The organism is Pseudomonas mosselii (assembly GCF_019823065.1).
Classification (GTDB): domain Bacteria; phylum Pseudomonadota; class Gammaproteobacteria; order Pseudomonadales; family Pseudomonadaceae; genus Aquipseudomonas; species Aquipseudomonas mosselii.
In genome coordinates this window covers 1321471-1347506 of record NZ_CP081966.1, presented here as the reverse complement: position 1 = coordinate 1347506, position 26036 = coordinate 1321471, and the positions used below count along the sequence as shown (strand labels likewise).

General features: G+C 64.4%; 24 protein-coding genes. 9 read left to right on the top strand and 15 right to left on the bottom strand.

Going from position 1 to position 26036, the window contains the following annotated elements:
- The first annotated feature begins 77 nt into the window (after positions 1-77).
- The 4 genes from lon (at position 78) to cmoB (ending at position 4815) form a co-directional block, all read left to right on the top strand.
- Positions 78-2498: an endopeptidase La gene (lon, locus tag K5H97_RS06035; protein ID WP_028690113.1), complete on the top strand. Its 2421-nt coding sequence runs from the start codon at positions 78-80 to the stop codon at positions 2496-2498.
- A 137-nt stretch (positions 2499-2635) separates the two neighbouring features.
- Positions 2636-3028 (top strand): protease inhibitor I42 family protein, encoded by a 393-nt coding sequence (locus tag K5H97_RS06030; RefSeq protein WP_028690114.1) that lies wholly within the window; start codon positions 2636-2638, stop codon positions 3026-3028.
- 90 nt (positions 3029-3118) lie between these two features.
- The gene (gene cmoA, locus K5H97_RS06025) at positions 3119-3862 is read left to right on the top strand and encodes a carboxy-S-adenosyl-L-methionine synthase CmoA (protein WP_028690115.1); all 744 of its coding nucleotides are present in this window, start codon (positions 3119-3121) and stop codon (positions 3860-3862) included.
- Positions 3859-4815, top strand: a complete 957-nt coding sequence (cmoB, locus tag K5H97_RS06020; protein ID WP_028690116.1) for a tRNA 5-methoxyuridine(34)/uridine 5-oxyacetic acid(34) synthase CmoB — start codon at positions 3859-3861, stop codon at positions 4813-4815. Before cmoA ends, cmoB begins: the two co-directional genes overlap by 4 nt.
- 70 nt (positions 4816-4885) lie before the next feature.
- Here the strand turns inward: cmoB and K5H97_RS06015 are convergent, their stop codons facing one another.
- A complete protein-coding gene (locus K5H97_RS06015; protein ID WP_028690117.1) occupies positions 4886-5089 on the bottom strand; it encodes a hypothetical protein in 204 nt (67 codons plus the stop codon).
- Positions 5090-5358: 269 nt separating this feature from the next.
- Here K5H97_RS06015 and K5H97_RS06010 point away from each other — a divergent pair, with 269 nt between their 5' ends.
- Complete coding sequence (locus tag K5H97_RS06010) at positions 5359-6033, top strand: heavy metal response regulator transcription factor (protein WP_028690118.1); 675 nt, start codon at positions 5359-5361, stop codon at positions 6031-6033.
- Positions 6030-7418 (top strand): heavy metal sensor histidine kinase, encoded by a 1389-nt coding sequence (locus K5H97_RS06005; protein WP_028690119.1) that lies wholly within the window; start codon positions 6030-6032, stop codon positions 7416-7418. The genes K5H97_RS06010 and K5H97_RS06005 overlap by 4 nt, the downstream gene beginning before the upstream one ends.
- Positions 7419-7451: 33 nt before the next feature.
- On the opposite strand, the gene pdxJ is transcribed toward K5H97_RS06005, so the two are convergent.
- The 10 genes from pdxJ to rpoE form a co-directional block, all read right to left on the bottom strand.
- Positions 7452-8174 carry a pyridoxine 5'-phosphate synthase gene (gene pdxJ, locus K5H97_RS06000; RefSeq protein WP_189656959.1) on the bottom strand — a complete coding sequence of 241 codons (723 nt, stop codon included), beginning with the start codon at positions 8172-8174 and terminating at the stop codon, positions 7452-7454.
- Between the two features lie 62 nt (positions 8175-8236).
- Positions 8237-8920, bottom strand: coding sequence for a DNA repair protein RecO (gene recO, locus K5H97_RS05995; RefSeq protein ID WP_028690121.1), 684 nt, complete (start codon positions 8918-8920; stop codon positions 8237-8239).
- Between the two features lie 103 nt (positions 8921-9023).
- On the bottom strand, positions 9024-9926 hold the full coding sequence (gene era, locus K5H97_RS05990; protein ID WP_028690122.1) for a GTPase Era: 903 nt from the start codon (positions 9924-9926) through the stop codon (positions 9024-9026).
- Positions 9919-10608 carry a ribonuclease III gene (rnc, locus tag K5H97_RS05985; RefSeq protein WP_028690123.1) on the bottom strand — a complete coding sequence of 230 codons (690 nt, stop codon included), beginning with the start codon at positions 10606-10608 and terminating at the stop codon, positions 9919-9921. Before rnc ends, era begins: the two co-directional genes overlap by 8 nt.
- Positions 10609-10769: 161 nt before the next feature.
- Entirely contained in the window at positions 10770-11624 is an 855-nt protein-coding gene (gene lepB, locus K5H97_RS05980) for a signal peptidase I (RefSeq protein WP_028690124.1), read from the bottom strand.
- 5 nt (positions 11625-11629) lie between these two features.
- A complete protein-coding gene (gene lepA / locus K5H97_RS05975; protein WP_028690125.1) occupies positions 11630-13429 on the bottom strand; it encodes a translation elongation factor 4 in 1800 nt (599 codons plus the stop codon).
- A 270-nt stretch (positions 13430-13699) separates the two neighbouring features.
- Complete coding sequence (locus K5H97_RS05970; RefSeq protein ID WP_371263124.1) at positions 13700-15106, bottom strand: DegQ family serine endoprotease; 1407 nt, start codon at positions 15104-15106, stop codon at positions 13700-13702.
- Positions 15107-15306: 200 nt separating this feature from the next.
- Entirely contained in the window at positions 15307-16272 is a 966-nt protein-coding gene (locus tag K5H97_RS05965) for a MucB/RseB C-terminal domain-containing protein (RefSeq protein WP_028690127.1), read from the bottom strand.
- Positions 16273-16285: 13 nt separating this feature from the next.
- The gene (locus K5H97_RS05960) at positions 16286-16876 is read right to left on the bottom strand and encodes a sigma-E factor negative regulatory protein (RefSeq protein WP_028690128.1); all 591 of its coding nucleotides are present in this window, start codon (positions 16874-16876) and stop codon (positions 16286-16288) included.
- A 31-nt stretch (positions 16877-16907) separates the two neighbouring features.
- Positions 16908-17489 (bottom strand): RNA polymerase sigma factor RpoE, encoded by a 582-nt coding sequence (rpoE, locus tag K5H97_RS05955; RefSeq protein ID WP_003252049.1) that lies wholly within the window; start codon positions 17487-17489, stop codon positions 16908-16910.
- 436 nt (positions 17490-17925) lie between these two features.
- Here rpoE and nadB point away from each other — a divergent pair, with 436 nt between their 5' ends.
- Positions 17926-19539 (top strand): L-aspartate oxidase, encoded by a 1614-nt coding sequence (gene nadB / locus K5H97_RS05950; RefSeq protein ID WP_028690129.1) that lies wholly within the window; start codon positions 17926-17928, stop codon positions 19537-19539.
- Between the two features lie 39 nt (positions 19540-19578).
- On the opposite strand, the gene K5H97_RS05945 is transcribed toward nadB, so the two are convergent.
- On the bottom strand, positions 19579-20541 hold the full coding sequence (locus tag K5H97_RS05945) for an NAD(P)H-quinone oxidoreductase (protein WP_028690130.1): 963 nt from the start codon (positions 20539-20541) through the stop codon (positions 19579-19581).
- Between the two features lie 144 nt (positions 20542-20685).
- On the opposite strand from K5H97_RS05945, the gene K5H97_RS05940 reads away from it, so the two are divergent.
- Positions 20686-22767: a carboxy terminal-processing peptidase gene (locus K5H97_RS05940; RefSeq protein ID WP_028690131.1), complete on the top strand. Its 2082-nt coding sequence runs from the start codon at positions 20686-20688 to the stop codon at positions 22765-22767.
- A 108-nt stretch (positions 22768-22875) separates the two neighbouring features.
- On the top strand, positions 22876-24633 hold the full coding sequence (locus K5H97_RS05935) for a bifunctional diguanylate cyclase/phosphodiesterase (protein ID WP_028690132.1): 1758 nt from the start codon (positions 22876-22878) through the stop codon (positions 24631-24633).
- Positions 24634-24702: 69 nt separating this feature from the next.
- Here K5H97_RS05935 and K5H97_RS05930 read toward each other — a convergent pair whose 3' ends face one another.
- The 3 genes from K5H97_RS05930 to K5H97_RS05920 form a co-directional block, all read right to left on the bottom strand.
- The gene (locus K5H97_RS05930; protein ID WP_028690133.1) at positions 24703-25071 is read right to left on the bottom strand and encodes a hypothetical protein; all 369 of its coding nucleotides are present in this window, start codon (positions 25069-25071) and stop codon (positions 24703-24705) included.
- Positions 25068-25412, bottom strand: coding sequence for a helix-turn-helix domain-containing protein (locus K5H97_RS05925; RefSeq protein ID WP_028690134.1), 345 nt, complete (start codon positions 25410-25412; stop codon positions 25068-25070). The genes K5H97_RS05930 and K5H97_RS05925 overlap by 4 nt, the downstream gene beginning before the upstream one ends.
- A gap of 89 nt (positions 25413-25501) precedes the next feature.
- On the bottom strand, positions 25502-25942 hold the full coding sequence (locus K5H97_RS05920) for a YkvA family protein (protein WP_028690135.1): 441 nt from the start codon (positions 25940-25942) through the stop codon (positions 25502-25504).
- Positions 25943-26036 lie beyond the last annotated feature (94 nt).

Below are 26036 nucleotides of genomic sequence, written 5' to 3'. Positions count from 1 at the left end.
CTCCCCCCTTCGTCTACCATTGAAACCTGCCCACCACCGCCCCATCTAAGCACCATAGCCATTCACGCAGGTGCCCCATGAGCGACCAGCAGGATTTCCCAGAACATCCCGACGAACACAGCGAAGTCGAACACCTCGATCCCCAGGCCGCCCCCGGCCACCACCTCGCCCTGCCCGGCCAGCAGCTGCCGGACAAGGTCTATGTGATCCCGATCCACAACCGCCCATTCTTCCCCGCGCAAGTACTGCCGGTGATCGTCAACGAAGAACCCTGGGCCGAAACCCTCGACCTGGTCGCCAAGACCCCGCACCACGCCCTGGCGCTGTTCTTCATGGACACCCCGCCGGAAGACCACCGCCACTTCGACACCAAGGCCCTGCCCGAGTACGGCACCCTGGTGAAGGTCCACCACGCCAGCCGCGAAGGCGGCAAGCTGCAGTTCGTCGCCCAGGGCCTGACCCGCGTGCGTATCCACACCTGGCTCAAGCACCACCGCCCACCCTACCTGGTGGAGGTCGACTACCCACGCCAGCCGGCGGAGCCCACCGACGAAGTGAAGGCCTACGGCATGGCCCTGATCAACGCGATCAAGGAACTGCTGCCACTCAACCCGCTGTACAGCGAAGAGCTGAAGAACTACCTCAACCGCTTCAGCCCCAATGACCCCTCGCCACTCACCGACTTCGCCGCCGCCCTCACCTCGGCCACCGGCAACCAGCTGCAGGAAGTGCTCGACTGCGTACCCATGCTCAAACGCATGGAAAAGGTCCTGCCGATGCTGCGCAAGGAAGTCGAGGTGGCCCGGCTGCAGAACGAGATCTCCGCCGAGGTGAACCGGCAGATCGGCGAGCACCAGCGCGAGTTCTTCCTCAAGGAGCAGCTCAAGGTCATCCAGCAGGAGCTGGGCCTGACCAAGGACGACCGCAGCGCCGACCTGGAGCAGTTCCAGCAGCGCCTGGAGGGCAAGACCCTGCCTGACCAGGCGAAAAAGCGCATCGACGAGGAGATGGGCAAGCTAGCCATCCTCGAGACCGGCTCGCCGGAGTACGCCGTCACCCGCAACTACCTGGAATGGGCCACGGCTCTGCCCTGGGGCGTGTACGGCAAGGACAAGCTCGACCTCAAGCACGCGCGCAAGGTCCTCGACCGCCACCACGCGGGCCTGGACGACATCAAGGAGCGCATCCTCGAGTTCCTCGCCGTGGGCGCCTGGAAAGGTGAGATAAGCGGCTCCATCGTGCTGCTGGTGGGTCCGCCGGGCGTCGGCAAGACCAGCATCGGCAAGTCCATCGCCGAGTCCCTGGGCCGACCGTTCTACCGCTTCAGTGTCGGCGGCATGCGCGACGAGGCCGAGATCAAGGGCCACCGCCGCACCTACATCGGCGCCCAGCCGGGCAAGCTGGTGCAGGCGCTGAAGGAAGTCGAGGTGATGAACCCGGTGATCATGCTCGACGAGATCGACAAGATGGGCCAGAGCTACCAGGGCGACCCGGCCTCGGCGCTGCTGGAAACCCTCGACCCGGAACAGAACGTCGACTTCCTCGACCATTACCTCGATCTGCGCCTGGACCTGTCCAAGGTGCTGTTCGTCTGCACCGCCAACACCCTCGACTCGATCCCCGGCCCGTTGCTCGACCGTATGGAAGTGATCCGCCTGTCCGGCTACATCACCGAGGAAAAGCTGGCCATTGCCAAGCGCCACCTGTGGCCCAAGCAGCTGGACAAGGCCGGCGTGGCCAAGACCAGCCTGAGCATCAACGACGCCGCCCTGCGTGCGGTGATCGAGGGCTATGCCCGCGAAGCCGGTGTGCGTCAGTTGGAGAAACAGCTGGGCAAGCTGGTGCGCAAGTCGGTGGTCAAGCTGCTGGAAGATCCGCAGGCCAAACTCAAGATCGCCGCCAAGGACCTCGAGCCCGCCCTGGGCATGCCGGTGTTTCGCAGCGAGCAGGTACTGGCCGGCAAGGGCGTGATCACAGGTCTCGCCTGGACCAGCATGGGCGGTGCCACCCTGCCGATCGAGGCCACGCATATCCACAGCCTCAACCGCGGCCTCAAGCTCACCGGGCAGCTGGGTGACGTGATGAAGGAATCGGCAGAGATCGCCTACAGCTACATCAGCTCGAACCTCAAGCAGTTCGGTGGCACGCCCGGCTACTTCAACGAGGCGTTCATCCACTTGCACGTGCCCGAGGGCGCCACGCCCAAGGATGGCCCCAGCGCCGGCGTGACCATGGCCAGTGCCTTGCTCTCGCTGGCCCGCGACCAGGCGCCGAAGAAAGGCGTGGCCATGACCGGCGAGCTGACCCTGACCGGCCAGGTGCTGCCGATCGGCGGAGTGCGCGAGAAAGTGATCGCCGCGCGACGGCAGAAAATCTTCGAACTGATCCTACCGGAGGCCAATCGTGGCGATTTCGAAGAGCTGCCTGACTACCTGAAGGAAGGGTTGAGCGTGCACTTCGCCAAGCGCTTTACCGACGTGGCGAAAGTGTTGTTCTGACAGCCCGTCTTCGCGGGGCCAGCCAGCTCCCACGCATACGCTGTGGGAGCTGGCTGGCCCCGCGATGGCCCCCCACCACCCCACAAAACTGCGACAGCTTCGGTTATCCTCAGGCCATTCCAGCTTCAGGAGCCAACATGTCTCTCCCTCGCCTGCTTGTTCCCGCCGCCCTGGCCCTGCTCACCGCCTGCGCCCAGCAACCGCAACGCACCGTCGAACTGGACGGAGAAAGCGAGTGCCCCAAGCGCCTGGTCGTCGGCCAGACCATGACCCTCACCCTGCCCAGCAACCCCACCACCGGCTACCGCTGGCTGCTGCAGAACCCGGCTTCGGAGATCCTGCGCAGCCTCGGTCCCGAGGTATACAGCTCCCCGGAACAAGCCGGCATCGTCGGCAGCGGCGGGCTTTCCACCTGGCGCTTCCAGGCCAAGGCCGCCGGCGAAGGCCACCTGATCCTGGTCTACCAGCAGCCCTGGGCCCCTGAAGTGCGACCGGTGCAGACCTTCGATTGCGCCATCCGGGTGAAGTGAGCGCACGGCGCCGGTCAGCGAGTCATGCAAGCTTGCCGTGGTTTGGCTAGAATGCCGCCCCTGTAGATTGCCAGCCGCCTGGACCCGCCCGTGAGCAAACAACCCGACCGCCTTTTCGCCCAGCCCCTGGAGCAGGTGCCCGACTTCGTCTTCAACGAAGACGTGGTGCAGGTGTTCCCGGACATGATCAAGCGCTCGGTGCCCGGTTACCCGACCATCGTCGAGAACCTCGGCGTGCTGGCCGCGCGCTTCGCCCAGCCGAACTCCGTGCTGTACGACCTCGGCGCCTCGCTGGGCGCGGTGACCCAGGCGCTGCGCCGCCATGTGCGCACGGACGGCTGCCGGGTCATCGCGGTGGACAACTCCGCGGCCATGGTCGAGCGCTGCCGCCAGTACCTCACCGCCCAGGACTCGATGTTCCAGGAGCTGCTGCCGGTACAGGTGCTGGAGGCGGACATCCTCACCCTGCCCTTCGAACCGGCCTCGGTGGTGGCGATGAACTTCACCCTGCAGTTCGTCGCCCCAGAGCAACGCCTGGAGCTGCTCGGCCGCATCCATCAGGCCCTGTTGCCGGGCGGTGCGCTGATTCTCTCGGAAAAACTGCGCTTCACCGACGCGCAGGAGCAGGACCTGCTCAACGAACTGCACCTGGACTTCAAACGTGCCAATGGCTACAGCGAACTGGAAATCGCCCAGAAACGCAGCGCCATCGAGAACGTGATGAAGCCCGACACCCTGGAAACCCATGAGCAGCGCCTGCGCGCCGCCGGCTTCTCCAAGGTCGTGCCCTGGTTCCAATGCCTCAACTTCGCCTCGCTGATAGCCCTGCCATGATCGATCTGTCCCCCCTCGTCCGCCGCCTGGCGGGCACGCCCCTTGCCACCTGGTCCCAGGGCCTGCAGGCGCAACTCGAAGCCAAGCTGGATAAGGGCCACGGCGACCTCGACCGCTGGCGCGGCGCCCTCGAGGCACTGCCGCGGCTGACCCCCAGCGAAATCGACCTGGTCGACGGCCTGCGCCTGGACTGCGCCTGCGACGACGCCACCCGGGCGCAGATGCGGCAGGCACTGATGGGCCTGTCGCCCTGGCGCAAGGGCCCGTTCGACCTGTTTGGCGTGCATGTCGACACCGAGTGGCGCTCGGACTGGAAATGGTCACGGGTCGGCCCACACCTGGACCTCAAGGGCAAGCGCGTGCTCGATGTGGGCTGCGGCAACGGCTACTACCAGTGGCGCATGCTCGGCGCCGGCGCCGACATGGTCATCGGCGTGGACCCCAACTGGCTGTTCTTCTGCCAGTTCCAGGCCGTGCAGCAGTACCTGCCTGAACTGCCGGCCTGGCACCTGCCGTTCGCCCTCGAGGAGCTGCCGGCCAACCTCGAAGGCTTTGATACCGTATTTTCCATGGGCGTGTTCTATCACCGCCGCTCGCCCATCGAGCACCTGCTGGCGCTCAAGGACTGCCTGGTCAAGGGCGGCGAACTGGTGCTGGAAACCCTGGTGATCGAGGGTGACGAAAACCAGGTGCTGGTACCCGAGGATCGCTACGCGCAGATGCGCAACGTCTGGTTCCTGCCGTCGGTACCGGCCCTGGAGCGCTGGTTGCGCCGCGCCGGCTTCAGCGATGTGCGTTGCGTCGATGTCAGCGTCACCAGCGTCGAGGAGCAGCGCAGCACCGAGTGGATGCGCTACCAGTCGCTGGGCGACTTCCTCGACCCGAACGACCACGGCAAGACCATCGAAGGCCTGCCAGCCCCGCGCCGCGCCACGCTGCTGGCACGCAAATAAAAAAGGGCGCCCGTTCGGGCGCCCAGGCTCACCTGCGCCGAGGAGCTGTCGCGGCGCAGGTGTGTGGTACTCAGTCCTTGGCCAGTTCGCGGGCCTTTTCCTCGGCCTTGCGCTCGCGCTCAGCCAGCGCCTGCTGCTTGTCGCCGTACAGGCGCGCCTGGTCGTCGCGGAACGCTTGCCAGAATTGCTTCGAACGCTCCGCGCCTCCCTCGGCGAAAGCGCTGGTGCTGCCCAGGGCGAGAATCGCCAGCAGCAGGTACTTGGTCAGGTTCATCGTGCTTGCCTCGTGATAACCGTTTCGACAGGGCCATCATCGCAAGCGGGAGCTAACACCAAGGTGAGGCGGACATTACAGTCTTGCAAGAGAGCCGTATCGCGGGACAAGCCCGCTCCCACAGGATCACCCTGTCAGGCACATGACCCGCGCATTACAAATCCGTTATTCCCGCCGCTTGCCCATTCGCATCCAGTAACATCCTCGCCGCTTGACCCTGATGTCACTACAGGGTCGAGAATCGCCCCCTTTCCACACAGAGCCCGACCATGCGCCTACTGATCATCGAGGACGAACCCCGCACCGCCGACTACCTGCAACAGGGCCTGCGCGAGAACGGCTACGTGGTCGACTGCGCCCATACCGGCACCGACGGCCTGCACCTGGCCCGCCAGCAGGCGTACGACCTGGTGATCCTCGACGTCAACCTGCCCGGGCTCGATGGCTGGGGCGTGCTGCAGCGCCTGCGCGCCGAATCCTCGACGCGGATCATGATGCTCACCGCCCATGGCCGTCTGGCCGACCGGGTCAAGGGGCTGGACCTGGGCGCCGACGACTACCTGCTCAAGCCCTTCGAGTTTCCCGAACTGCTGGCGCGCATCCGCAGCCTGCTGCGGCGCAACGACCAGCGCCTGCAGCCGAGCACGCTGAAGGTCGCCGACCTCGAACTCGACCCCGGCCGCCACCGCGCCTGGCGCGGCGGCCAGCGCATCGACCTGACCGCCAAGGAGTTCGCCCTGCTGCACCTGCTGATGCGCCAGAGCGGCGAAGTGCTGTCGCGCACACAGATCATCTCGCTGGTGTGGGACATGAACTTCGACTGCGACACCAACGTGGTGGAGGTCTCGATCCGCCGCTTGCGAGCGAAGATCGACGACCCGTTCGAGGACAAGCTGATCCACACCCTGCGCGGCGTCGGCTACGTGCTCGAGGCCCGGGCGTGAAGCGCCGCCCGAGCCTGTCGCTGCGCCTGGGCCTGACCGTCACCCTGCTCGGCGCGGCACTGGTCTTGCTGCTGGCGTGCCTGGCGGTGTTCGCCCTCGACCACGAGCTGGACAGCCGGGCGCGCAAGGACCTGGCGCGCAAGATGCTGCAAGTCGAGCACAACCTGCGCGTCGATCTGCGCAGCGACGACCTCGGCGCTCGCGCCCACCCGCTGCTCGACCTGGTCATGGGCCATGACAACCTCAGCCTCAGCGTGATGGCCATCAACGGCCGCCACCCGGCCCTGCTCAGCCTGGGGCCGGCGCTGCAGCCGCAGCACCTGCTGGACCTGGAGGCCGACAACCGGCTGACCTTCCACACCTGGCGCGACGACGATGGCAACCAGATCCTCACTGCCAGCCGCCTGATGCGCCTGCGCGACAACACCCCGGTCAAGGTGCTGATGTCGCTCAACCGCAGCGACGACAACAGCCTGTTGCAGGCCTACCTGCACTCCACCCTGCTGGCCCTGCCGCTGCTGCTGGTGCTGATCGGCATCGCCGCGTGGAAGCTGGTGCAGCGAGGCCTGCGCCCGCTGCGGCACTTTCGCCGGATCGCCGGGCAAGTCTCGGCCCAGGACCTGGAGCATCGCCTGCCGGACGAGGGCCTGCCCGTCGAACTGGCCGACCTGGCCCGCGCCATCAACGTGATGCTCGACCGGCTCGACCAGGGCGTGCGTCAGCTGTCGCAGTTTTCCGACGACTTGGCCCACGAACTGCGCACGCCCATCGGCAACCTGATGGGCAAGGCCCAGGTCACCCTGGCCCGCGAGCGTGATGGCGACAAGTACCGCGAGGCGCTGGAAGACAGCGTCGAGGAGCTGACTCGGCTCAACCGCATCATCAACGACATGCTGTTCCTGGCCCAGGTCAGCCAGCCGCAGACCCAGGTGGCCCTGGTTCCCGTGGCGCTGGCGGACGAAGTGGCGCGGGTGAGCGAGCTGTTCACCTTCAGCGCCGAGCTCAGGGGTATCTCCCTGCACCTGCAAGGCTGGGGTACCGCGATGGCGGACAAGCTGATGTTCCAGCGGGCGCTGTCGAACCTGCTCAGCAATGCGATTCGCCATGGCCCTGAAGGCCAGCCAGTGGCCGTGGGCATCGAGCGAATCGGCGACCAGATCGGCGTGTGGGTGGAAAATCGCGGGCCGGGGATTGGCGAGGCATACTTGCCGCACCTGTTCGAACGGTTCTACAGGGCCGGCGCCGGACGTTCACGATTGGAAGGCGGGACGGGGTTGGGGCTGGCGATCGTCAAGTCGATCATGCAGCTGCATGGGGGACGGGTCGAGGTGAGCAGCCAGGTCGAAGGGCCAACTCGCTTTACCCTCCTCTTCAAAGCCGAATGACGCTGGGGCTGCCTTGCAGCCCCAGGGGCTGAATCAGCGCGAAGCGGCGACGATCAGCGCCTTCATCTCCGCCACCGCCGCCTTGAAGCCGACAAACAGTGCATGGGCCACCAGCGCATGGCCGATGTTCAGCTCGTTGATGCCCTTGATTGCCGCCACCGCCTCGACGTTGTGGTAGTGCAGGCCATGACCGGCATTGACGATCAGGCCCTGGCCAACACCAAACGCCACGCCATCGACGATGCGCTTGAGCTCCTCGGCGACCTCGGTCGGCGTCTCGGCATCGGCATAGCGGCCGGTGTGCAGCTCGATGGCCGGCGCACCGACCCGGCGCGAGGCTTCGATCTGCCGCTCGTCGGCATCGATGAACAGCGACACTTCGGCGCCGGTGCGCGACAGACGCTCGACCGCCGCCTTGATCCGCGCCTCCTGGCCGGCCACATCGAGGCCGCCTTCGGTGGTCAGCTCCTGGCGGGTTTCCGGCACCAGGCAGATATGCGCCGGGCGGATCTTCTCGGCGAAGGCCATCATCTCCTCGGTGACGCCCATCTCGAAGTTCATGCGGGTCTGCAGCACGTCCTTGAGCAGCAGCACATCGCGCTCCTGAATATGCCGGCGGTCTTCGCGCAGGTGCACGGTGATGCCATCGGCACCCGCTTCCTCGGCGTCCAGGGCGGCCTTGACCGGGTCCGGATAGCGGGTGCCCCGGGCCTGGCGCAGGGTCGCCACGTGGTCGATGTTGACGCCGAGAAGCATGCGGTTGCTGTGAGTCACGAAAGGGCTCTCCTGAAGATTGAGCCCCACAGCATACGTCGTGCTCAGCGCTTGCGAAACAGTTCCCGGCTGACCAGCGGCTTGGGCCCCAGGTGAACCGCCAGGGCCTGGCGCATCAGGCGCTTGGCGGCGAGCAACGCACCAGGCGCTTCCCAGTCGGCCTGGGCCAGGGCCAGCAGTTCGCTGCCCTTGAACAGCCCGGGCTGGAACAGCTCGACGCGCTCCAGGCCGGCGTCAACCTGCAGGCGATAGAGCCCTTCGGCGACGACGGCAGTGTCGTTGACGTCATGATCCAGGGCGAAGGCATAGCCCAGCTCGTCCAGCAGGCGCCATTCGAAGGAGCGCAGCAACGGCTCCAGCGGCCGCCCGGCGGCCAGGGCCTGCAAGGTCAGGGTGTAGTGCTCGAACAACGCCGGATGCGGCGCCTCGGCGGGCAGCAGGCGCATCAACAGCTCGTTGAGGTAGAGCCCGCTGAACAGCGCATCGCCGTGCAGCCAGGCCGCGATGCCAATGCTGTCCATGCGACCGACGTTCTTCAGTTCGCCGCGCCCGCGCAGTTCGACTTCCAGCGGCACGAACGGCCGCACCAGGCTGCCACCCTTGCCCCGCGCCCGGCGCAGCACCGCCCGCACCCGCCCCTGGGGGGTGAGGAAGTCCACCAGCGCGCTGGTTTCCTTGTAGGCGCGGCTGTGCAGCACGTAGGCGGGTTGTGGGGTGGGTTGGTCCATTCGGATCTCTCGATGCCAGAAATGCCTGTGGGAGCGGGCTTGCCCCGCGATCGCCATCGCGGCTCAAGCCCGCTCCCACAGGAGCAAAAGCAGGGATTGGGGCTTACAGGTCGCCGTAACCCAGAGAACGCAAGGCGCGCTCGTCGTCGGACCAGCCACCCTTGACCTTCACCCACAGGTTGAGCATGACCTTGGAGTCGAACAGCACTTCCATGTCCTTGCGCGCCTCGGACCCGATGCGTTTGATACGCTCGCCCTTGTCGCCAATGATGATCTTCTTCTGCCCGTCACGCTCGACCAGGATCAGCGCATGGATGTGCAGCACGTGGCCCTGCTGCTTGAACTCCTCGATTTCCACGGTGATCTGGTACGGCAGCTCCGCACCGAGCTGGCGCATGATCTTCTCGCGCACCAGTTCGGCAGCGAGGAAGCGGCTGCTGCGGTCAGTGATCTGGTCTTCCGGGAAGAAGTGCTCGTTTTCCGGCAGGTGCTTGGCGATCTGGGCTTCCAGCGCTTCGAGGTTGTGCCCCTGCTGCGCGGAAATCGGCATCACTTCGGCGTTCGGCAGTTGTTCCTGCAGCCATTGCAGATGCGGGATCAGCTCGGCCTTCTCTTCCATGCGGTCGGTCTTGTTGACCGCGATGATCAACGGGCCGGTCACGTACTGCACCCTCTCCAGCACAAGCTGGTCCTCGTCGGTCCACTTGGTACGGTCGACCACGAAGATCACCACGTCAACGTCCTTGAGGGCCGCCGAGGCGTTACGGTTCATGTAGCGGTTCAGCGCCTTGTCGTTGGCCTTGTGCATGCCGGGGGTGTCGACGTAGATCGCCTGCACGTCACCCTCGGTCTTGATGCCGAGCATGTTGTGGCGGGTGGTCTGCGGCTTGCGCGAGGTGATCGCCAGCTTCTGGCCGAGGATGTGGTTGAGCAGCGTGGACTTGCCCACGTTGGGGCGACCGACGATGGCGACATAGCCGCAGCGGGTCGAAGTATTCTCAGTCATTGCCATTCTCCACGCCCAGGGCGATCAATGCGGCGGCGGCGGCGACCTGCTCGGCGATACGCCGGCTCACGCCCTGGCCACGGCTTTTCTTGTTCAGCAGGACCACTTCGCATTCGACGAAGAAGGTCCGGCAGTGCGGTTCGCCCTGGATATCCACCACTTCGTAACGTGGCAACTCGCAGGCACGCGACTGCAGGAACTCCTGCAGGCGGGTCTTGGGGTCCTTGTTGGTGTCGACCAGGGTCAGCCCATCGAACTCGTCGGTCAGCCAGGCGAGGATCCGCTCGCGGGCGGTCTGCATGTCGGCGTCCTGGTAGATCGCCCCGATCAGGGCCTCGAGGGCGTCGGCAAGAATCGACTCGCGACGGAAACCTCCGCTTTTCAGCTCACCCGAGCCCAGGCGCAGGTACTCGCCCAGGTCGAAGCCGCGGGCCAGCCGCGCCAGGGTCTCGCCCTTGACCAGGCGTGCGCGCAGGCGCGACAACTGGCCTTCACGGGCCTGCGGGAAGCGCTCGAACAGCGCCTCGCCGACCACGAAGTTGAGGATGGCATCGCCAAGGAACTCCAGGCGCTCGTTATTGCGCCCGGCGTAGCTGCGATGGGTCAGGGCCAGCAGCATTTGGTCCTGGTTCTTGAAGGTGTAGCCGAGCTTGCGCTCCAGGCGGGCCAGGGAAGCGCTCATGGGGCCACCCGTGCAATGTTCAACGCGTTGTTCAAATCAACATCCTGAAAGACGGTTTGACTGCGGTCTGTCGCCGGAACCGACGAAAGCTCTCGCTCCTTGAGAACACAGCCTATGTCAGAAATGCAATCGGCGCTGTCCGTGGACAGCGCCGTCGTTACTCAATGGATCAGCCCGACCCGCGACAGATTCGGGAAGTGGCTGAGCTTTGGCTCGGGCCAGCTCATCCAGACCGCGAACGCCTTGCCGACGATATTGTGGTCCGGAACCATGCCGTGCAGCTCCTTGGGAATGTTCGGATCATCCCAGAAGCGGCTGTCGTTGGAGTTGTCGCGGTTGTCGCCCATCATGAAGTAATGACCGGCCGGCACGGTCCATTGCTGGTCCGGCGGCATGCGGTAGCGGGTCATTTCCTTGCGGATCAGGTGCTCGGCTTCACCGAGCTTCTCCTTGTACAGCTCGGCGCTGCCCAGGGTGCCCGGCTCGCTGCCGACCAGTTGCTCGGCGATCGACTGGCCGTTGACGAACAGTCGCTTGTCGCTGGTGTAGCGCACCACGTCACCCGGCAGGCCGACCACACGCTTGATGTAGTTGACATTGGGGTCGCTCGGGTAGCGGAACACCATCACATCCCCGCGTTGCGGATCGCCCACCTCGATGACCTTCTTGTCGATCACTGGCAGCCGAATACCGTAGGAGAACTTGTTCACCAGGATGAAGTCGCCCACTTCCAGCGTCGGCTTCATCGACCCCGACGGGATCTGGAACGGCTCGACCAGGAACGAACGCAGCACCAGCACGATGAACAGCACCGGGAAGAACGACTTGCCGTATTCGACGAGCAAGGGCTCCTTGTTCAGGCGTTCGACCACGGCCATTTCGGGCTGGCTGACGCTGCCCTGGTAGTTGGCGATCGCCGCCCGCCGGCGCGGGGCCAGGAACAGCAGGTCGATCAGACCCAACAGACCGCAGACGGCGACGGCGATGACGAGCAACAGCGGGAAATTTAGCGACATAGGACCTAGCTATCCAACCTGAGCACGGCAAGGAAGGCTTCCTGTGGAATCTCCACGTTACCCACCTGCTTCATGCGTTTCTTACCGGCCTTCTGCTTCTCCAGCAGCTTCTTCTTACGGCTGACATCGCCACCGTAGCACTTGGCCAGTACGTTCTTTCTGAGCGCCTTGACGGTTGTCCGCGCGATGATCTGGCCGCCGATAGCTGCCTGGATCGCCACATCGAACATCTGCCGAGGGATCAGTTCCTTCATCTTTTCGGTCAACGCGCGGCCTTTGTAGGCGGCGTTGTCGCGGTGCACGATCAGGGCCAGGGCATCGACCTTGTCGCCGTTGATCAGTACGTCCAGCTTGACCAGGTTGGCCGACTGGTAGCGGTCGAAATGGTAGTCCAGCGACGCATAGCCGCGGCTGGTCGACTTCAGGCGGTCGAAGAAGTCCAGCACCACTTCGTTCATCGGCAGGTCGTAGCGCACCTGGACCTGGCTGCCGAGGAACTGCATGTCGCGCTGCACGCCACGCTTCTCGATACACAAGGTGATGACGTTGCCCAGGTGCTCCTGCGGCACCAGGATGGTCGCGGTGACGATCGGCTCACGGAAGTCGTTGACCGCCGAGACGTCCGGCAGCTTCGACGGGTTGTCGACAGTGATGGTTTCGCCGGTCTTGAGTTCGAGCTCGTAGATCACGCTGGGCGCCGTGGTGATCAGGTCCAGGTCGTACTCGCGCTCCAGGCGCTCCTGGATGATCTCCATGTGCAGCATGCCGAGGAAGCCGCAACGGAAGCCGAAGCCCAGGGCGTCGGAGCTTTCCGGCATGTACTGCAGCGACGAATCGTTCAAGGTCAGCTTCTGCAGGGCGTCGCGGAAGTCCTCGAAGTCGTCGGAACTGACCGGGAACAGGCCAGCGTAGACCTGCGGCTGAATCTTCTTGAAGCCTGGCAGCACTTCGACTTCAGGGGTGTTGGACAGGGTCAGGGTGTCACCCACCGGGGCGCCATGAATGTCCTTGATACTGGCGATGATGAAGCCCACTTCACCGGCTTTCAGATCAGCGGTCTGGGTGTGCTTGGGCGTGAACACGCCGACGCTGTCGACCAGGTGCACCTTGCCGGTGGACTTGACCAGGATCTTGTCGCCCTTCTTGACGCGGCCGTGGCGCACGCGCACCAACGAGACCACGCCCAGGTAGTTGTCGAACCAGGAGTCGATGATCAGCGCCTGCAACGGCGCGTCGATATCGCCTTCCGGCGCGGGGATGGTCTGCACGAGGCGCTCGAGCACCTCGTCGACGCCCATGCCGCTCTTGGCGCTGCAGGCCACGGCGTCGGTGGCGTCGATACCGATGATCTTCTCGATCTCGTCCTTGACGCGGTCCGGATCGGCCTGGGGAAGGTCCATCTTGTTCAGGACCGGCATCACCTCCAGGCCCTGCTCGATGGCGGTATAGCAGTTGGCCACCGATTGGGCCTCGACGCCTTGACCGGCGTCCACCACCAGCAGCGCACCCTCGCAGGCGGCCAGCGAGCGCGAGACTTCATAGGTGAAGTCGACGTGGCCGGGGGTGTCGATGAAGTTCAGCTGGTAGACCTTGCCGTCCTGCGCCTTGTAGTTGAGCGTGACGCTGTGGGCCTTGATGGTGATCCCGCGCTCGCGCTCGAGGTCCATGGAGTCCAGGACCTGGGCTTCCATTTCGCGCGCCGACAGGCCACCGCACATCTGGATGAAACGGTCGGCCAGCGTCGACTTGCCATGGTCGATGTGGGCGATGATGGAGAAATTGCGGATATGACTCAAATCACTCACGGGTCAACACTCGAAAAGGCTGCGAGCCGGACGCCCGCCGAAAAATAGCCGGGAATTGTACCTCAAGCCGGAGGGATATGGGAGAACCCTTGTCACCTGCCTATCGGTTAGCGTGGGAGCGGGCTTGCCCCGCGATGGCGTCCGATCAGCTGAAAATATTGCCTGATCGAGCCACATTGCGGGGCAAGCCCGCTCCCACGCAGGACCATCAAGCCTGCTGCTCATGAAAAAAGGCAGCCGAAGCTGCCCTTTCCCTACCGTTCAACTCGCTTATTCAGCCAGTTTGAAGGTGATGAAGCTCGCACGCCCCTGTCGCAGCACGCGCATGGACACCGAACGGTTCTTCGGCAGTTCCTTGGCGATCTCGGTGAACTGCTTGGCCGAGGCGATGGCCTGGTTGTTCAGGTGGCTGATGACATCGCCCGGACGCAGGCCGATCATGGCCGCCGGACCATCCTGGACTTCCTTGATGACCACGCCGCCCTTGAGCTCCAGCGACTTCTTCTGTTCGGCGGTCAGGTCGGACACGGACACACCCAGGCGGTTGCTGCTGCGCTCGGCGCTGCCATCGGCACCCGCGCCCAGGCCGATGTCGGCGTCATCCTCGGGCAATGCGCCAATGGTGACGTCCAGGTTCTGGCGCTTGCCATTGCGGATGATCTCCAGCTTGGCCTTCTCGCCGTCCTTGAGGCTGCCGACCAGGTGCGGCAAGTCGGCGGACATGACGATCGGCTGGCCATTCATGCTCAGGATCACATCGCCCACCTGCAGACCGCCCTTGGCTGCCGGGCCGTTTTCCAGGACCTGGGCGACCAGGGCGCCGGCCGGCTTGTCCAGGCCGAAGGATTCAGCGAGGTCCTTGTTGACCTCCTGGATCACCACGCCCAGCCAGCCGCGGCTGACCTTGCCGTCTTTTTTCAACTGGTTCGACACATCGATGGCGACGTCGATCGGGATGGCGAACGACAGGCCCATGAAGCCACCGGAACGGGTGAAGATCTGCGAGTTGATACCCACCACCTCGCCCTTCATGTTGAACAGCGGACCACCAGAGTTACCCGGGTTGATCGCCACGTCGGTCTGGATGAACGGCACATAGGTGTCGTTGGGCAGCGTACGGCCCTTGGCGCTGACGATCCCTTTGGTCACCGAATGGTCGAAGCCGAACGGCGAGCCGATGGCCAGCACCCACTCACCGACCTTGAGTTTCTCCGAGTCACCCAGCTTGACGGTCGGCAGGTTCTTGCCCTCGACCTTGAGCAGGGCCACGTCAGTACGTGGGTCGGTGCCCACCAGCTTAGCCTGCAATTCACTGCGGTCGGACAGGCGGACGATGATCTCGTCAGCGTCTGCGACCACATGATTGTTGGTCAGCACATAACCGTCACTGGAGATGATGAAGCCCGAACCCAGCGACTGCGCCTCGCGCTGGCGATCGCCACGAGGCGAACGCGGCTGCTGCGGCATGTTGCGCTCGAAGAACTCGCGGAACATCGGCGGCAGGCCTTCGAGGTCCGGCATCTGCCCGGCGGCGACGCGGCGGTCCGGCAGTTTCTGCTTGGTGCTGATGTTGACCACCGCCGGCGAGGCCTGCTCGACCAAGGTGGTGAAGTCCGGCAGGGACTCTTCGGCCTGGGCGCTGAGCACCTGGCCAAGCATGAGCACGGCGGCGAACATCGATAGGTAGGTTTTCAAGCGTGGTATTGACATACGGCTCCCGTCACAACGAGCGTAGTTAGCAGTAAGGTTCCCGCAGACGCAGGAAAGGCCAGACTCCGAGAAGCCTGACCTATAGAAAATTTGCGGCAGGATTGCAAATGACAATGCCTTAATTTCATGTCAGCTCTGTGTAACAAGAACTGTCAGAGGGCGCGCCGTCATTGGCGCGCCTGGGCATCCTGGGCCCGCATCGACAGGGCGACACGCTCGGCGGTACCCAGCGGGATCTCGCCGACCACAGTGACCATCACCTTGCCCTTGGGCGTTGTAAGGCGCCGCGACACCGCGACGGTGGGACCGAGCTGGGCACGGGTATCGACACCAGCCTCGTTGCCGATCGGCTCGAGGAACACCGAAAAACGGGCCAGGCCATCGTCATACATGAGGCTGCTGACGGGATTCTTGCGCTCCGGATCGCGGCGGACCGAACTGTTGACCAGCTCGAACCCTGGCGGCAGCCAGTCCGAACGCCACCCGGCGACGGTTTCGGCGGTGCCGGACTGCGTGCGCTCAACCGGCTTGCAGCTGGCGCTGGCGGCCAGTTCGGCGTCGGTTGGCGCAGCGTCAGTGTCAAGGCGGGTCATCTGGAAGCGCTCGAGCAACTGGCCCTTGTCGTTGAGCATCAACGAACGCAGGGGCAGGCCGGTGCGGCGGTCCAGATGCAATTCGAAAGCATAACGATGCTGGTCACGCGGTGTGAGCGCGACAATCACCGCATCGCGCCCGGCGACGCGTGACTTGCCTGACACGCTCAGGTCGTACCAGCTCATCAGCTTCAGGGGGTCGAGCACCCGCAGGGCGCTGTCCGGTGGTGTGCCCACGCTACTGGCAAGGTTGCCGCTGACGCATTGCACCTTGCCGTCGACCCGCACGATTTCCTGGGCCGAGCCATCGAGTTGCAACAGCCGCTCGCTGACCTTGCCGTCCTGGACGCGATGCCAGATGTCATGGGATGAGAAGCTGCCGTTGCGTTCGTAGACGAAGGATCCCTGGTAACTCTGCTGCTGCTCGGCCCGTGCCAGCTTGTTCAACCACTCGCTCGCCTCGGGCGAGGAGTTGGCGGCCAGGGCCTGCACCGTCAGGCTGCTGCCAAGCAGCAGCGACAGGAGAGGTAGCGCGCGCATGATCCTCCTTAACTTAGCGGTTTTCCAGGCTGGCGGCGCGGGCGTAAGGCAGCGCGGTCTCGTTGCCCTTCAGCGCGGACTCCTGGGCGTGCTGGCGCAGGTAGCCCGGCAAGCGTTGATCCCAGCCGGCCTGGTTCTGCAGCACACCGTTGGCCATTGGCCCGGTCGGTTGCTCGTTGCTTTCACTATAGCCTGCCAAAACGGCCGGACCTTGCGCCTGCGGCATGCTCAGCCCCTGCTGGGCAGGCTGCTGGGCGGCCAGTTCGGCACCGCTGATCTCGTCCTGGTTGTAGAAGCGCACACCGGCCAGCACGGCAACGGTCACCGATGCGGCCACGGCCAGGCGACCGAGGCTGCGCCAAGGGCCCTGCTTGACCTTGGCCGGCACGGCCTCATCGGCCAGCGCTGCGGAAACCGCCGAGGCGATGTCCAACTTGGGCAGCAGCAGCTCTTTGTGCATGGCTGCGCGAGCAATCTGGTAACGCGACCAGGTAGCACGGGTTTCGGCATCGTCGACGGCATTCAGCACGCGACGCAGTTCCAGTTCGTCCGCTTCGTTATCCATCACCGCGGACAGCGATTCCTGCAAAGCTTCACGACTCATGGCGGTTCCTCTCTTGGCTGTCGCCGCTGTCTCAGGTTTCCTGCAACAAGGGTTGCAGGGCTTTGTCTATGGCCTCCCGAGCGCGGAAGATTCGAGAGCGCACGGTACCCACTGGACATTGCATGACGCTGGCAATGTCCTCGTAACTCAATCCATCGAACTCACGCAGGGTCAGCGCCGTACGCAAATCTTCCGGCAGTTGCTGGATGGTTCGATGGACGGTGCCTTCGATTTCATCCCGCAACAACGAGCGCTCTGGGGACTCGAGATCCTTGAGACCATGATCGCCGTCATAGAACTCCGCATCCTCGGAGCTCACATCACTGTCTGGTGGCCGCCTTCCGCGGGACACCAGGTAGTTCTTCGCCGTGTTGATGGCGATGCGGTAAAGCCACGTATAGAACGCACTGTCACCGCGAAAATTCCCAAGCGCACGGTATGCCTTGATGAAGGCTTCCTGCGCCACGTCCTGCGCCTCATGGGTGTCGTGTACGAAACGCACGATCAACCCGAGAATCTTGTGCTGATACTTCAGCACCAACAGATCGAAAGCTCGCCTGTCGCCACGCTGCACGCGCTCTACAAGCTGCTGATCCTCTTCCTGGGTTAGCATGAACACTCCTCAGTGATCTCGAAGGAGCGCTGCATCAGCCATCGTTCAGGCTTGCAACCATAGACTCGGGCTTTGCGCAAAAGTTCTCCCCTCCAAGCAAGTTTCCTGCGGCCCTTGGTCGGCTCGCACGAAAGACGCAGCGCGGTCACGGCCGGCTGCGTCGATATTCTGGTTTCGTTACGCAGGTGTCAGCCCAAGATAGAGCTGCCGCCTTGCGTCGCCGCGGCAATCTGTGGCGTACGGGCAGCCTTTATAGGATTTCCAGGGGTATCGGAAAGTTCCCATAAAGATCGCCAGCCACCCGTATGCACCATTGGAAATCAGGCGCCCGGGGCTGCTATAAAGGCATCCCGGCCAGGTTTCACGATAGTTTCACAGTGCCATCTGCGCTCGACTATTGTGCCGTGCCCCCTCCAAAGATTACTAGTGTCCCGACATGAGCCAACAATTCCAACATGATGTCCTGGTGATCGGCAGCGGTGCCGCCGGTCTCAGCCTGGCACTGAACCTTCCCCGCCACCTGCGCATCGCCGTACTGAGCAAGGGCGACCTGGCCAACGGCTCGACCTTCTGGGCCCAGGGCGGCGTTGCCGCGGTGCTTGACGATACCGACACCGTACAGTCCCATGTCGAGGACACCCTTAACGCCGGTGGCGGGCTGTGCCACGAAGATGCCGTGCGCTTCACCGTCGAGCACAGCCGCGAGGCCATCCAGTGGCTGATCGAACAAGGCGTGCCATTCACCCGCGACGAGCATTACAGCGTCGACGACGGCGGCTTCGAGTTCCACCTGACCCGTGAGGGCGGTCACAGCCACCGGCGCATCATCCATGCCGCCGACGCCACGGGCGCGGCGATCTTCACCACCCTGCTGGAACAGGCCAGGCAACGCGCGAACATCGAACTGCTCGAACAGCGCGTGGCCGTCGACCTGATCACCGAGCGCCGCCTGGGCCTGGACGGCGACCGCTGCCTGGGCGCCTACGTGCTTAATCGCAACTCCGGGGAGGTGGACACCTTCGGCGCGCGCTTCACCGTGCTGGCCACCGGCGGCGCGGCCAAGGTCTACCTGTATACCAGCAACCCAGACGGCGCCTGCGGCGACGGCATCGCCATGGCCTGGCGCGCCGGATGCCGGGTGGCAAACCTTGAGTTCAACCAGTTCCACCCGACCTGCCTGTACCATCCGCAGGCCAAGAGTTTCCTGATCACCGAGGCACTGCGCGGCGAGGGTGCCCTGCTGCGCCTGCCCAATGGCGAGCGCTTCATGCCGCGCTTCGATCCACGCGAAGAGCTGGCGCCACGGGACATCGTCGCCCGCGCCATCGACCACGAGATGAAGCGCCTCGGGGTGGACTGTGTCTACCTCGACATCAGCCACAAGCCGGCCGACTTCATCACCAGCCACTTCCCGACAGTGTACGAGCGCTGCCTGACCTTCGGCATCGACATCACCCGCCAGCCGATTCCGGTGGTGCCCGCAGCCCACTACACCTGCGGTGGGGTAATGATCGACGAGCACGGTCACACCGACGTGCCCGGCCTGTATGCCATCGGCGAGACCAGCTTCACCGGCCTGCACGGCGCCAACCGCATGGCCAGCAACTCGCTGCTCGAATGCTTTGTCTACGGTCGCGCCGCCGCCGCCGACATCGAGGCGCGCCTGGACCAGGTCGCCATGCCCCGCGCCCTGCCTTGCTGGGACGCAAGCCAAGTGACCGACTCGGACGAGGACGTGATCATCGCGCACAACTGGGACGAGCTGCGGCGGTTCATGTGGGACTATGTCGGCATCGTGCGCACCAGCAAGCGCCTTCAGCGCGCCGAACACCGGGTGCGCATGCTGCTGGACGAGATCGACGAGTTCTACAGCAACTACAAGGTCAGCCGCGACCTGATCGAGCTGCGCAACCTGGCGCAGGTGGCCGAGCTGATGATCCGCTCGGCCATGCAACGCAAGGAAAGCCGAGGCCTGCACTACACCCTGGACTATCCGGGGATGCTGCCCGAAGCCCGGGACACCATTCTGGTGCCGCAGAACCACGAGTGAGGTTGCAGTCTGCGCGCTCCTACAGGGGCATGCGCCAGATCACACGAGCGTCGGGTCGATCACCAGCACCAGCTTGCCGGATACCTGGTTGCTCGCCAGCTCCGCATAAGCCGCCTCGGCGAAGGCTACCGGGTAGGTGTCGACCAACTGTGGCGACAGGCGTCCCTGGGCGAAAAGCGGCCACACTTGCTGACGCAGCTCCTGTAACAACTGCGCCTTGAACGCGTCATCGCGATTGCGCAAGGTCGAACCGGTGATTTCCAGGCGCTTGCCCAGCACCAGCGCCAGGTCCAGCTCGACCTTGCGACCGCCCATCAGGCCGATGATCACCCAGCGCCCGTCACGCGCCAGCAGCTTGAGGTTGAGCGGGCCATAGCTGGCGCCCACCGGGTCGAGGATCACATCGAACGGCCCGAGCTGTTCCAGATCATCAAGATTGCCATTGCGTACCACGCCGCCCACGGCGCCGAGGGACTGACAATAGGCCAGGCGCTGCGGCGACCCGACACTGACCCACACCGGGTTGCCGAACGCCTTGCACAGCTGGATGGCTGCAGAACCCACGCCACTGGCACCGGCATGCACCAGCACTTTCTCACCGGCTTTCAATGCACCCAGCTGGAAGATGTTCAGCCAAGCCGTGGCGTACACCTCGGGCACAGCCGCCGCCTCGTGCAGGCTCAGGCCTTCGGGCACCGGCAGCACGTGCCGGGCGTCGACCACGACTTCCTCGGCCATGCCGCCACCGGCCAGCAACGCGCATACCCGGTCGCCCACGCGCCAGTCGGCGCCGGCCCCGACCTGCTCGACGATCCCTGAGCATTCCAGGCCCATATAAGGGCTGGCCCCGGGCGGCGGCGGGTACAGCCCGGCCCGCTGCAGCAGGTCGGCGCGGTTCAACCCGGCGGCGGCTACGCGAATACGCACCTGCCCGGCATCACAGGCCGGGCGCTCGGCCTCAACCCACGCCACATGTCCGTCAACGCCTTGCAATGCCTTCACAGTGCCTCCATAGTTGAATCATATGACCGAGCCTGGGAACGCCAAGTCCCAGGCTTTTTGCAGTATGCGTCCGGCTCCGATGGAACCGGCGAACGGAAAAGACGGCCTACTATGCGTGATCAATTGCCTCCACGTCGAATCAGCATGAAGCATTTCCTCCCCAGCACCGCCCTCGCCCTCATGATCGGCCTGGGCAGCCTCACGCTCGGTGGCAATGCGGCCGCCGCCAACAAGTGGGACAGCCTGCAGCCGGACCGCGACGAGGTCGTGGCCAGTCTCAACATCGTCGAGCTGCTCAAGCGCCACCACTACAGCAAGCCACCGCTGGACGACGCCCGTTCGGTCATCATCTACGACAGCTACATCAAGCTGCTCGACCCGTCGCGCAGCTACTTCACCGCAGCCGACATCGCCGAATTCGACAAATGGAAGACCCAGTTCGACGACTTCCTCAAGAGCGGCAACCTCGAACCTGGCTTCACTATCTACAAGCGCTACCTGGACCGCGTGAAGCAGCGTCTGGACTATGCCTTGGGCGAGTTGAACAAAGGCGTCGACAAGATCGACTTCAGCGTCAAGGAAGACCTGCTGGTCGACCGCAAGGACGCGCCGTGGATGAAGAACCAGGCCGAGCTCGACGAGCTGTGGCGCAAGCGCGTGAAAGACGAGGTGCTGCGCCAGAAGATCTCCGGCAAGGAGCTCAAACAGGTTCAGGAAACCCTGATCAAGCGCTACAAGAACCAGTTGGCGCGCCTGGACCAGACTCGCGCGGAAGACATCTTCCAGGCTTACATCAATACCTTCGCCCAGTCCTACGACCCACACACCAACTACCTGTCGCCGGACAACGCCGAAAACTTCGACATCAACATGAGCCTGTCGCTCGAAGGCATCGGCGCGGTGCTGCAGAGCGACAACGACCAAGTCAAGATCGTGCGCCTGGTGCCGGCAGGCCCTGCCGCCAAGACCAAGCAGGTCGCCCCGGCCGACAAGATCATCGGCGTGGCCCAGGGCAACAAGGAGATGGTCGACGTGGTCGGCTGGCGCCTGGATGAAGTGGTCAAGCTGATCCGCGGCCCGAAAGGCTCGGTGGTACGCCTGGAGGTCATTCCGGCCAGCAACGCGCCGAACGATCAGACCAGCAAGATCGTCTCGATCACCCGCGAAGCGGTCAAGCTCGAAGAGCAGGCGGCGAAAAAGTCGGTGCTCAAGCTCAAGCAGGACGGGCGTGACTACAAGCTGGGGATCATCGAGATCCCGGCCTTCTACCTGGACTTCAAGGCCTATCGCGCTGGCGATCCGGACTACAAGAGCACAACCCGCGACGTGAAGAAGCTGCTCACCGAGCTGCAGAAGGAAAAGGTCGACGGCGTGGTCATCGACCTGCGCAACAACGGTGGCGGCTCGCTGCAGGAAGCCACCGAGCTGACCAGCCTGTTCATCGAGAAAGGCCCGACCGTGCTGGTGCGCAACGCCGACGGCCGTGTCGACGTGCTCGAGGACGAGAATCCGGGCGCCTTCTACAAAGGCCCGCTGGCGCTGCTGGTCAACCGCCTGTCGGCCTCGGCGTCGGAAATCTTTGCCGGTGCCATGCAGGACTACCACCGCGCGCTGATCATTGGCGGCCAGACCTTCGGCAAGGGCACCGTGCAAACCATCCAGCCGCTCAACCACGGCGAGCTCAAGCTGACCCTGGCCAAGTTCTACCGGGTTTCCGGGCAGAGCACCCAGCACCAGGGCGTACTGCCGGACATCGCCTATCCGTCGATCATCGACACCAAGGAAATCGGCGAAAGCGCGCTCCCCGAGGCCATGCCGTGGGACACCATCCGCCCGGTGGTCAAGCCGGCCTCCGATCCGTTCAAGCCGTTCCTGGCCCAGCTCAAGGCGCAGCATGACGCGCGCAGCGACAAGGATGCCGAGTTCGTCTACATCCGCGACCGCCTGGCGCTGACCCAGAAGCTGATGAACGAGAAGACCGTCAGCCTCAACGAGCAGCAGCGTCGCGCCCGCCACGACGAGATCGAGTCCAAGCAGCTGACGCTGGAGAACATCCGCCGCAAAGCCAAGGGCGAAGAACCGCTGAAGGAGTTGAAGAAGGAAGACGAGGACGCCCTGCCCGCCGAGCCGGACGACACCAAGCCCGAGGACGATGCCTACCTGTCCGAGACCGGTCGTATCCTGCTCGACTACCTGAGCCTCAGCACGTCGGTGGCCAAGCACTGAAGTGATGGCGAAATAATGTGACCTGTCATCAAACAGTCACTGGACTGTCGTGAAATGGAAGGGCCGGACGTGCAAGCGTCCGGCCTTTTTCACTTCAGGAAGCAGTCCATGACCGTCACCGAACAGCTCAGCGCCTTGAGCGCCATCCTGGCTCAACGCAGTATCCACTGTCTGTTCCAACCCATCGTCTGCCTGTCTGAAAGGCGCATCCTCGGCTATGAGGCCCTGAGCCGCGGCCCGTCCAACAGCCCGCTGCACTCGCCGCTGAACCTCTTCGCCATCGCCCGCCAGGCCGGTCGCCTCGCCGAACTGGAGGTGCTGTGCCGTGAAACCGCCTGCCGCCGTTTCAGCGAGCTGAACCTGCCGGGCCAGTTGTTCCTCAACGTCTCCCCCGAATCCCTGGTCGAGCCCGACTACCCGTCCGGGCGCACCCTGAAAATGCTCGAACAGGTCGGCCTGGCGCCGAGCCGGGTAGTCATCGAGCTGACCGAGCAGACGCCTACCGAAGATTTCCAGCTGCTGTACAACGCCCTGCACCACTACCGCGACATGGGTTTCTCCATTGCCCTGGACGATCTGGGCGCCGGTTACTCGAGCCTGCGCCTGTGGTCGGAGCTGCGCCCGGACTATGTGAAGATCGACCGTCATTTCATCGATGGCATCCACCAGGACCCGCTCAAGCGCGAGTTCGTCGGCTCTATCCTGCAGATCGCCCGGGCCTCACGCGCTCAGGTGATCGCCGAGGGCATCGAACTGGCCGAGGAACTGACAGTGCTGGGCGAGATGGGGGTGTTCCTGGTCCAGGGCTACCTGCTTGGCCGCCCCCAGGAGTTTCCAGTGGCAGACTACCTAGGCTTGCCACCCCCGGCGCCAGACTCGGTTGTAGCGCTGGGCGAGGACAGCCGCGACCTCAGCGCCCTGCTTCTCCAGCAGCCTTCGGTCACCCTCGATACTGCCACGCAACAGGTACTAGACGCCTTCCGCCGCCAGGCCAACCTCAACTCCCTCGCCGTGCTGGACGAGCAAGGCAGCCCTTGCGGCATCGTCCATCGCCACTCGCTTGCCGATGCCCTGCTCCAACCCTTCGGCACCGACCTGTTCGCGCGCAAGCCGATCAGCCGACTGATGAGCCAAGACTTTCTCGCCGTCGAGCGCGGCCAGTCGCTGCAGCAGGTAAGCCGCCTGCTTACCAGCCGTGCGCGCCAGCGTATCGAGGAAGACTTCATCATTACCCAGAATGGGCGTTACCTGGGGCTTGGTCGGGTGATCGACGTGCTCAAGCTGATCACCGAGCAGAAGATCCAGCAGGCAAGGCACGCCAATCCGCTCACGTTGCTACCGGGCAACGTGCCGATCCAGCAGTGCCTGGCGCGCCTGTTGCTGCAGCGACGCGAGGCCGCCGTGTGCTACGTGGACATCGACAGCTTCAAGCCTTTCAACGATATCTACGGCTATGCCCGTGGCGATGAAGTGCTGTTGTGCCTGGCCCAGTGCCTGAACGACTGCGTCGACCCGAGCCGGGATTTCGTCGGCCATATCGGCGGCGACGACTTCATGCTGGTGCTGGGCTCGGCGGACTGGCGCGAACGTCTGCAATTGCTGCTGGAGACCTTTGGCCGGCAATGCCGACGCTTCTACCGCAGCGATCACCTTGAGGCAGGTTGCTTCATCGCCCACAACCGCCAAGGGCAGCGGGAGACCTTCGCCTTGCTGTCGCTGTCAATCGGCGTGGTCTGGCTGGAGCCCGGCAGCAGCGACGGGCTGGATGCCGGTCAATTGGCCGAGCTTGCCTCCCAGGCCAAGCGTCAAGCCAAGGATGACGGTGGCTCAGGGCTGAGCCTGATCGATACAACCGTGCTGAGTTAAACCTGGGGACCGCTGTGCGGTCCTTTCGCCGGCAAACCCGCTTCCACAACCAAGCCTACAGCCACGATTTCAGGCCTCTTCCGGATAGCGATACTCGAACACCCGCACCACTTCAGAGGCATGCCAGGACGCCGCCTCCATGCCATCCACCGGTCCGGAAAACCGTCCCAGGCGCTCGACGCACTCGAAGAAGCCGGTGCGCGGCAGGCGGCTGGCCCCCTGGCTGATCACCAGCGAACTGCGCAGTGGCTGCTCGGCGCGGGCGTCAAGCGCCGCCAGGTATTCAAGCGCCGCGGTCAGCGTCTGCATCGCCGGACTGGGCAATTGCAGGCGCTCAAGCAGCGCACGGTACGTGAGCAGGTGGCGTTGACGGCGGGCCAGGTCGAGCTCGGTCAGCAGGCTCTGCCATTGCTGACGGCTGATCCTGACCTGGCTCATGACGGCTCGCTCCAGCCGGCCACGCCAAGGTGCCAGGCCAGGCTGCGCAGGATCGCAGCGTCCGGGCGGCGCTCCCCGGACTCGATCATCGCCAGGTAGGCCGGGCTGATGCCGACGCTGCGTGCCAGTTGCTCCGGCGCCAGGCCCTTGGCCTGACGCAAGGACGCCAGCTGGTCCAAGGAGCACAGGCTGGCGCTTGGTTGAGTGCTCTCGTTGTGACTGGCTGAGTCGGGAGCCGCGGCCGGCGCCTGGCCTGCGGCCGCCAGCAACTTCTGATATTGCTCCCAGGGAACCACTGCGTACTCGGGCTGACCGTCCCGGCTGATGACCTGAATACCCATACAACCCCCTTGACGTTGGATTACGGCATGTAATCCGTAGGCATAACCCTTATGCCAATTATATTACCAAGCTCGGGGGTCTGTGCGAATCAGCTGCCGGGCCGCTCGAGACGCAGCGCCTCCGGGGTGTCCGGAAGGCGCTCGACCACCCGCAGCCGTTCCGGCGCCTGGGCGTCGCGCCAGGCCTTGAAGCGACCCAGCTCATCGGCGACGGTCTTGAGCACCCAGCCCAGCACGGCGATGTCGTCGAGCAGGCCGACGCCCAGCAGCCAGTCGGGAATGGCGTCCAAGGGGCTTACGAAGTACAGCAGTCCGGCGACGATGGTCACCAGTGCCTTGGGGCTGACGGCGCGGTACTCGCCACGCCACCAGGCCAGGCACAGCGCCTGCATCAGGCGCAGATCCTCGCGCAACTGGCCCAGCTTCGGCCCCTTGCGGGCCACCGCGAACAACAGGGCCGGCAGCCGCCCGCGGCTGAGCAGGCGCTCGGCCAGGGGCAGGAAGCGGGCGAAATTCCAGGGTGCGCTCATGGGACCTCCAGAGGACCAGGGGTTATCCACATTTATTGTGGATAACCTTGTGAACAGGGCGACATTGGCGCCGCGTGGTGCCCGCCGGGCAAGG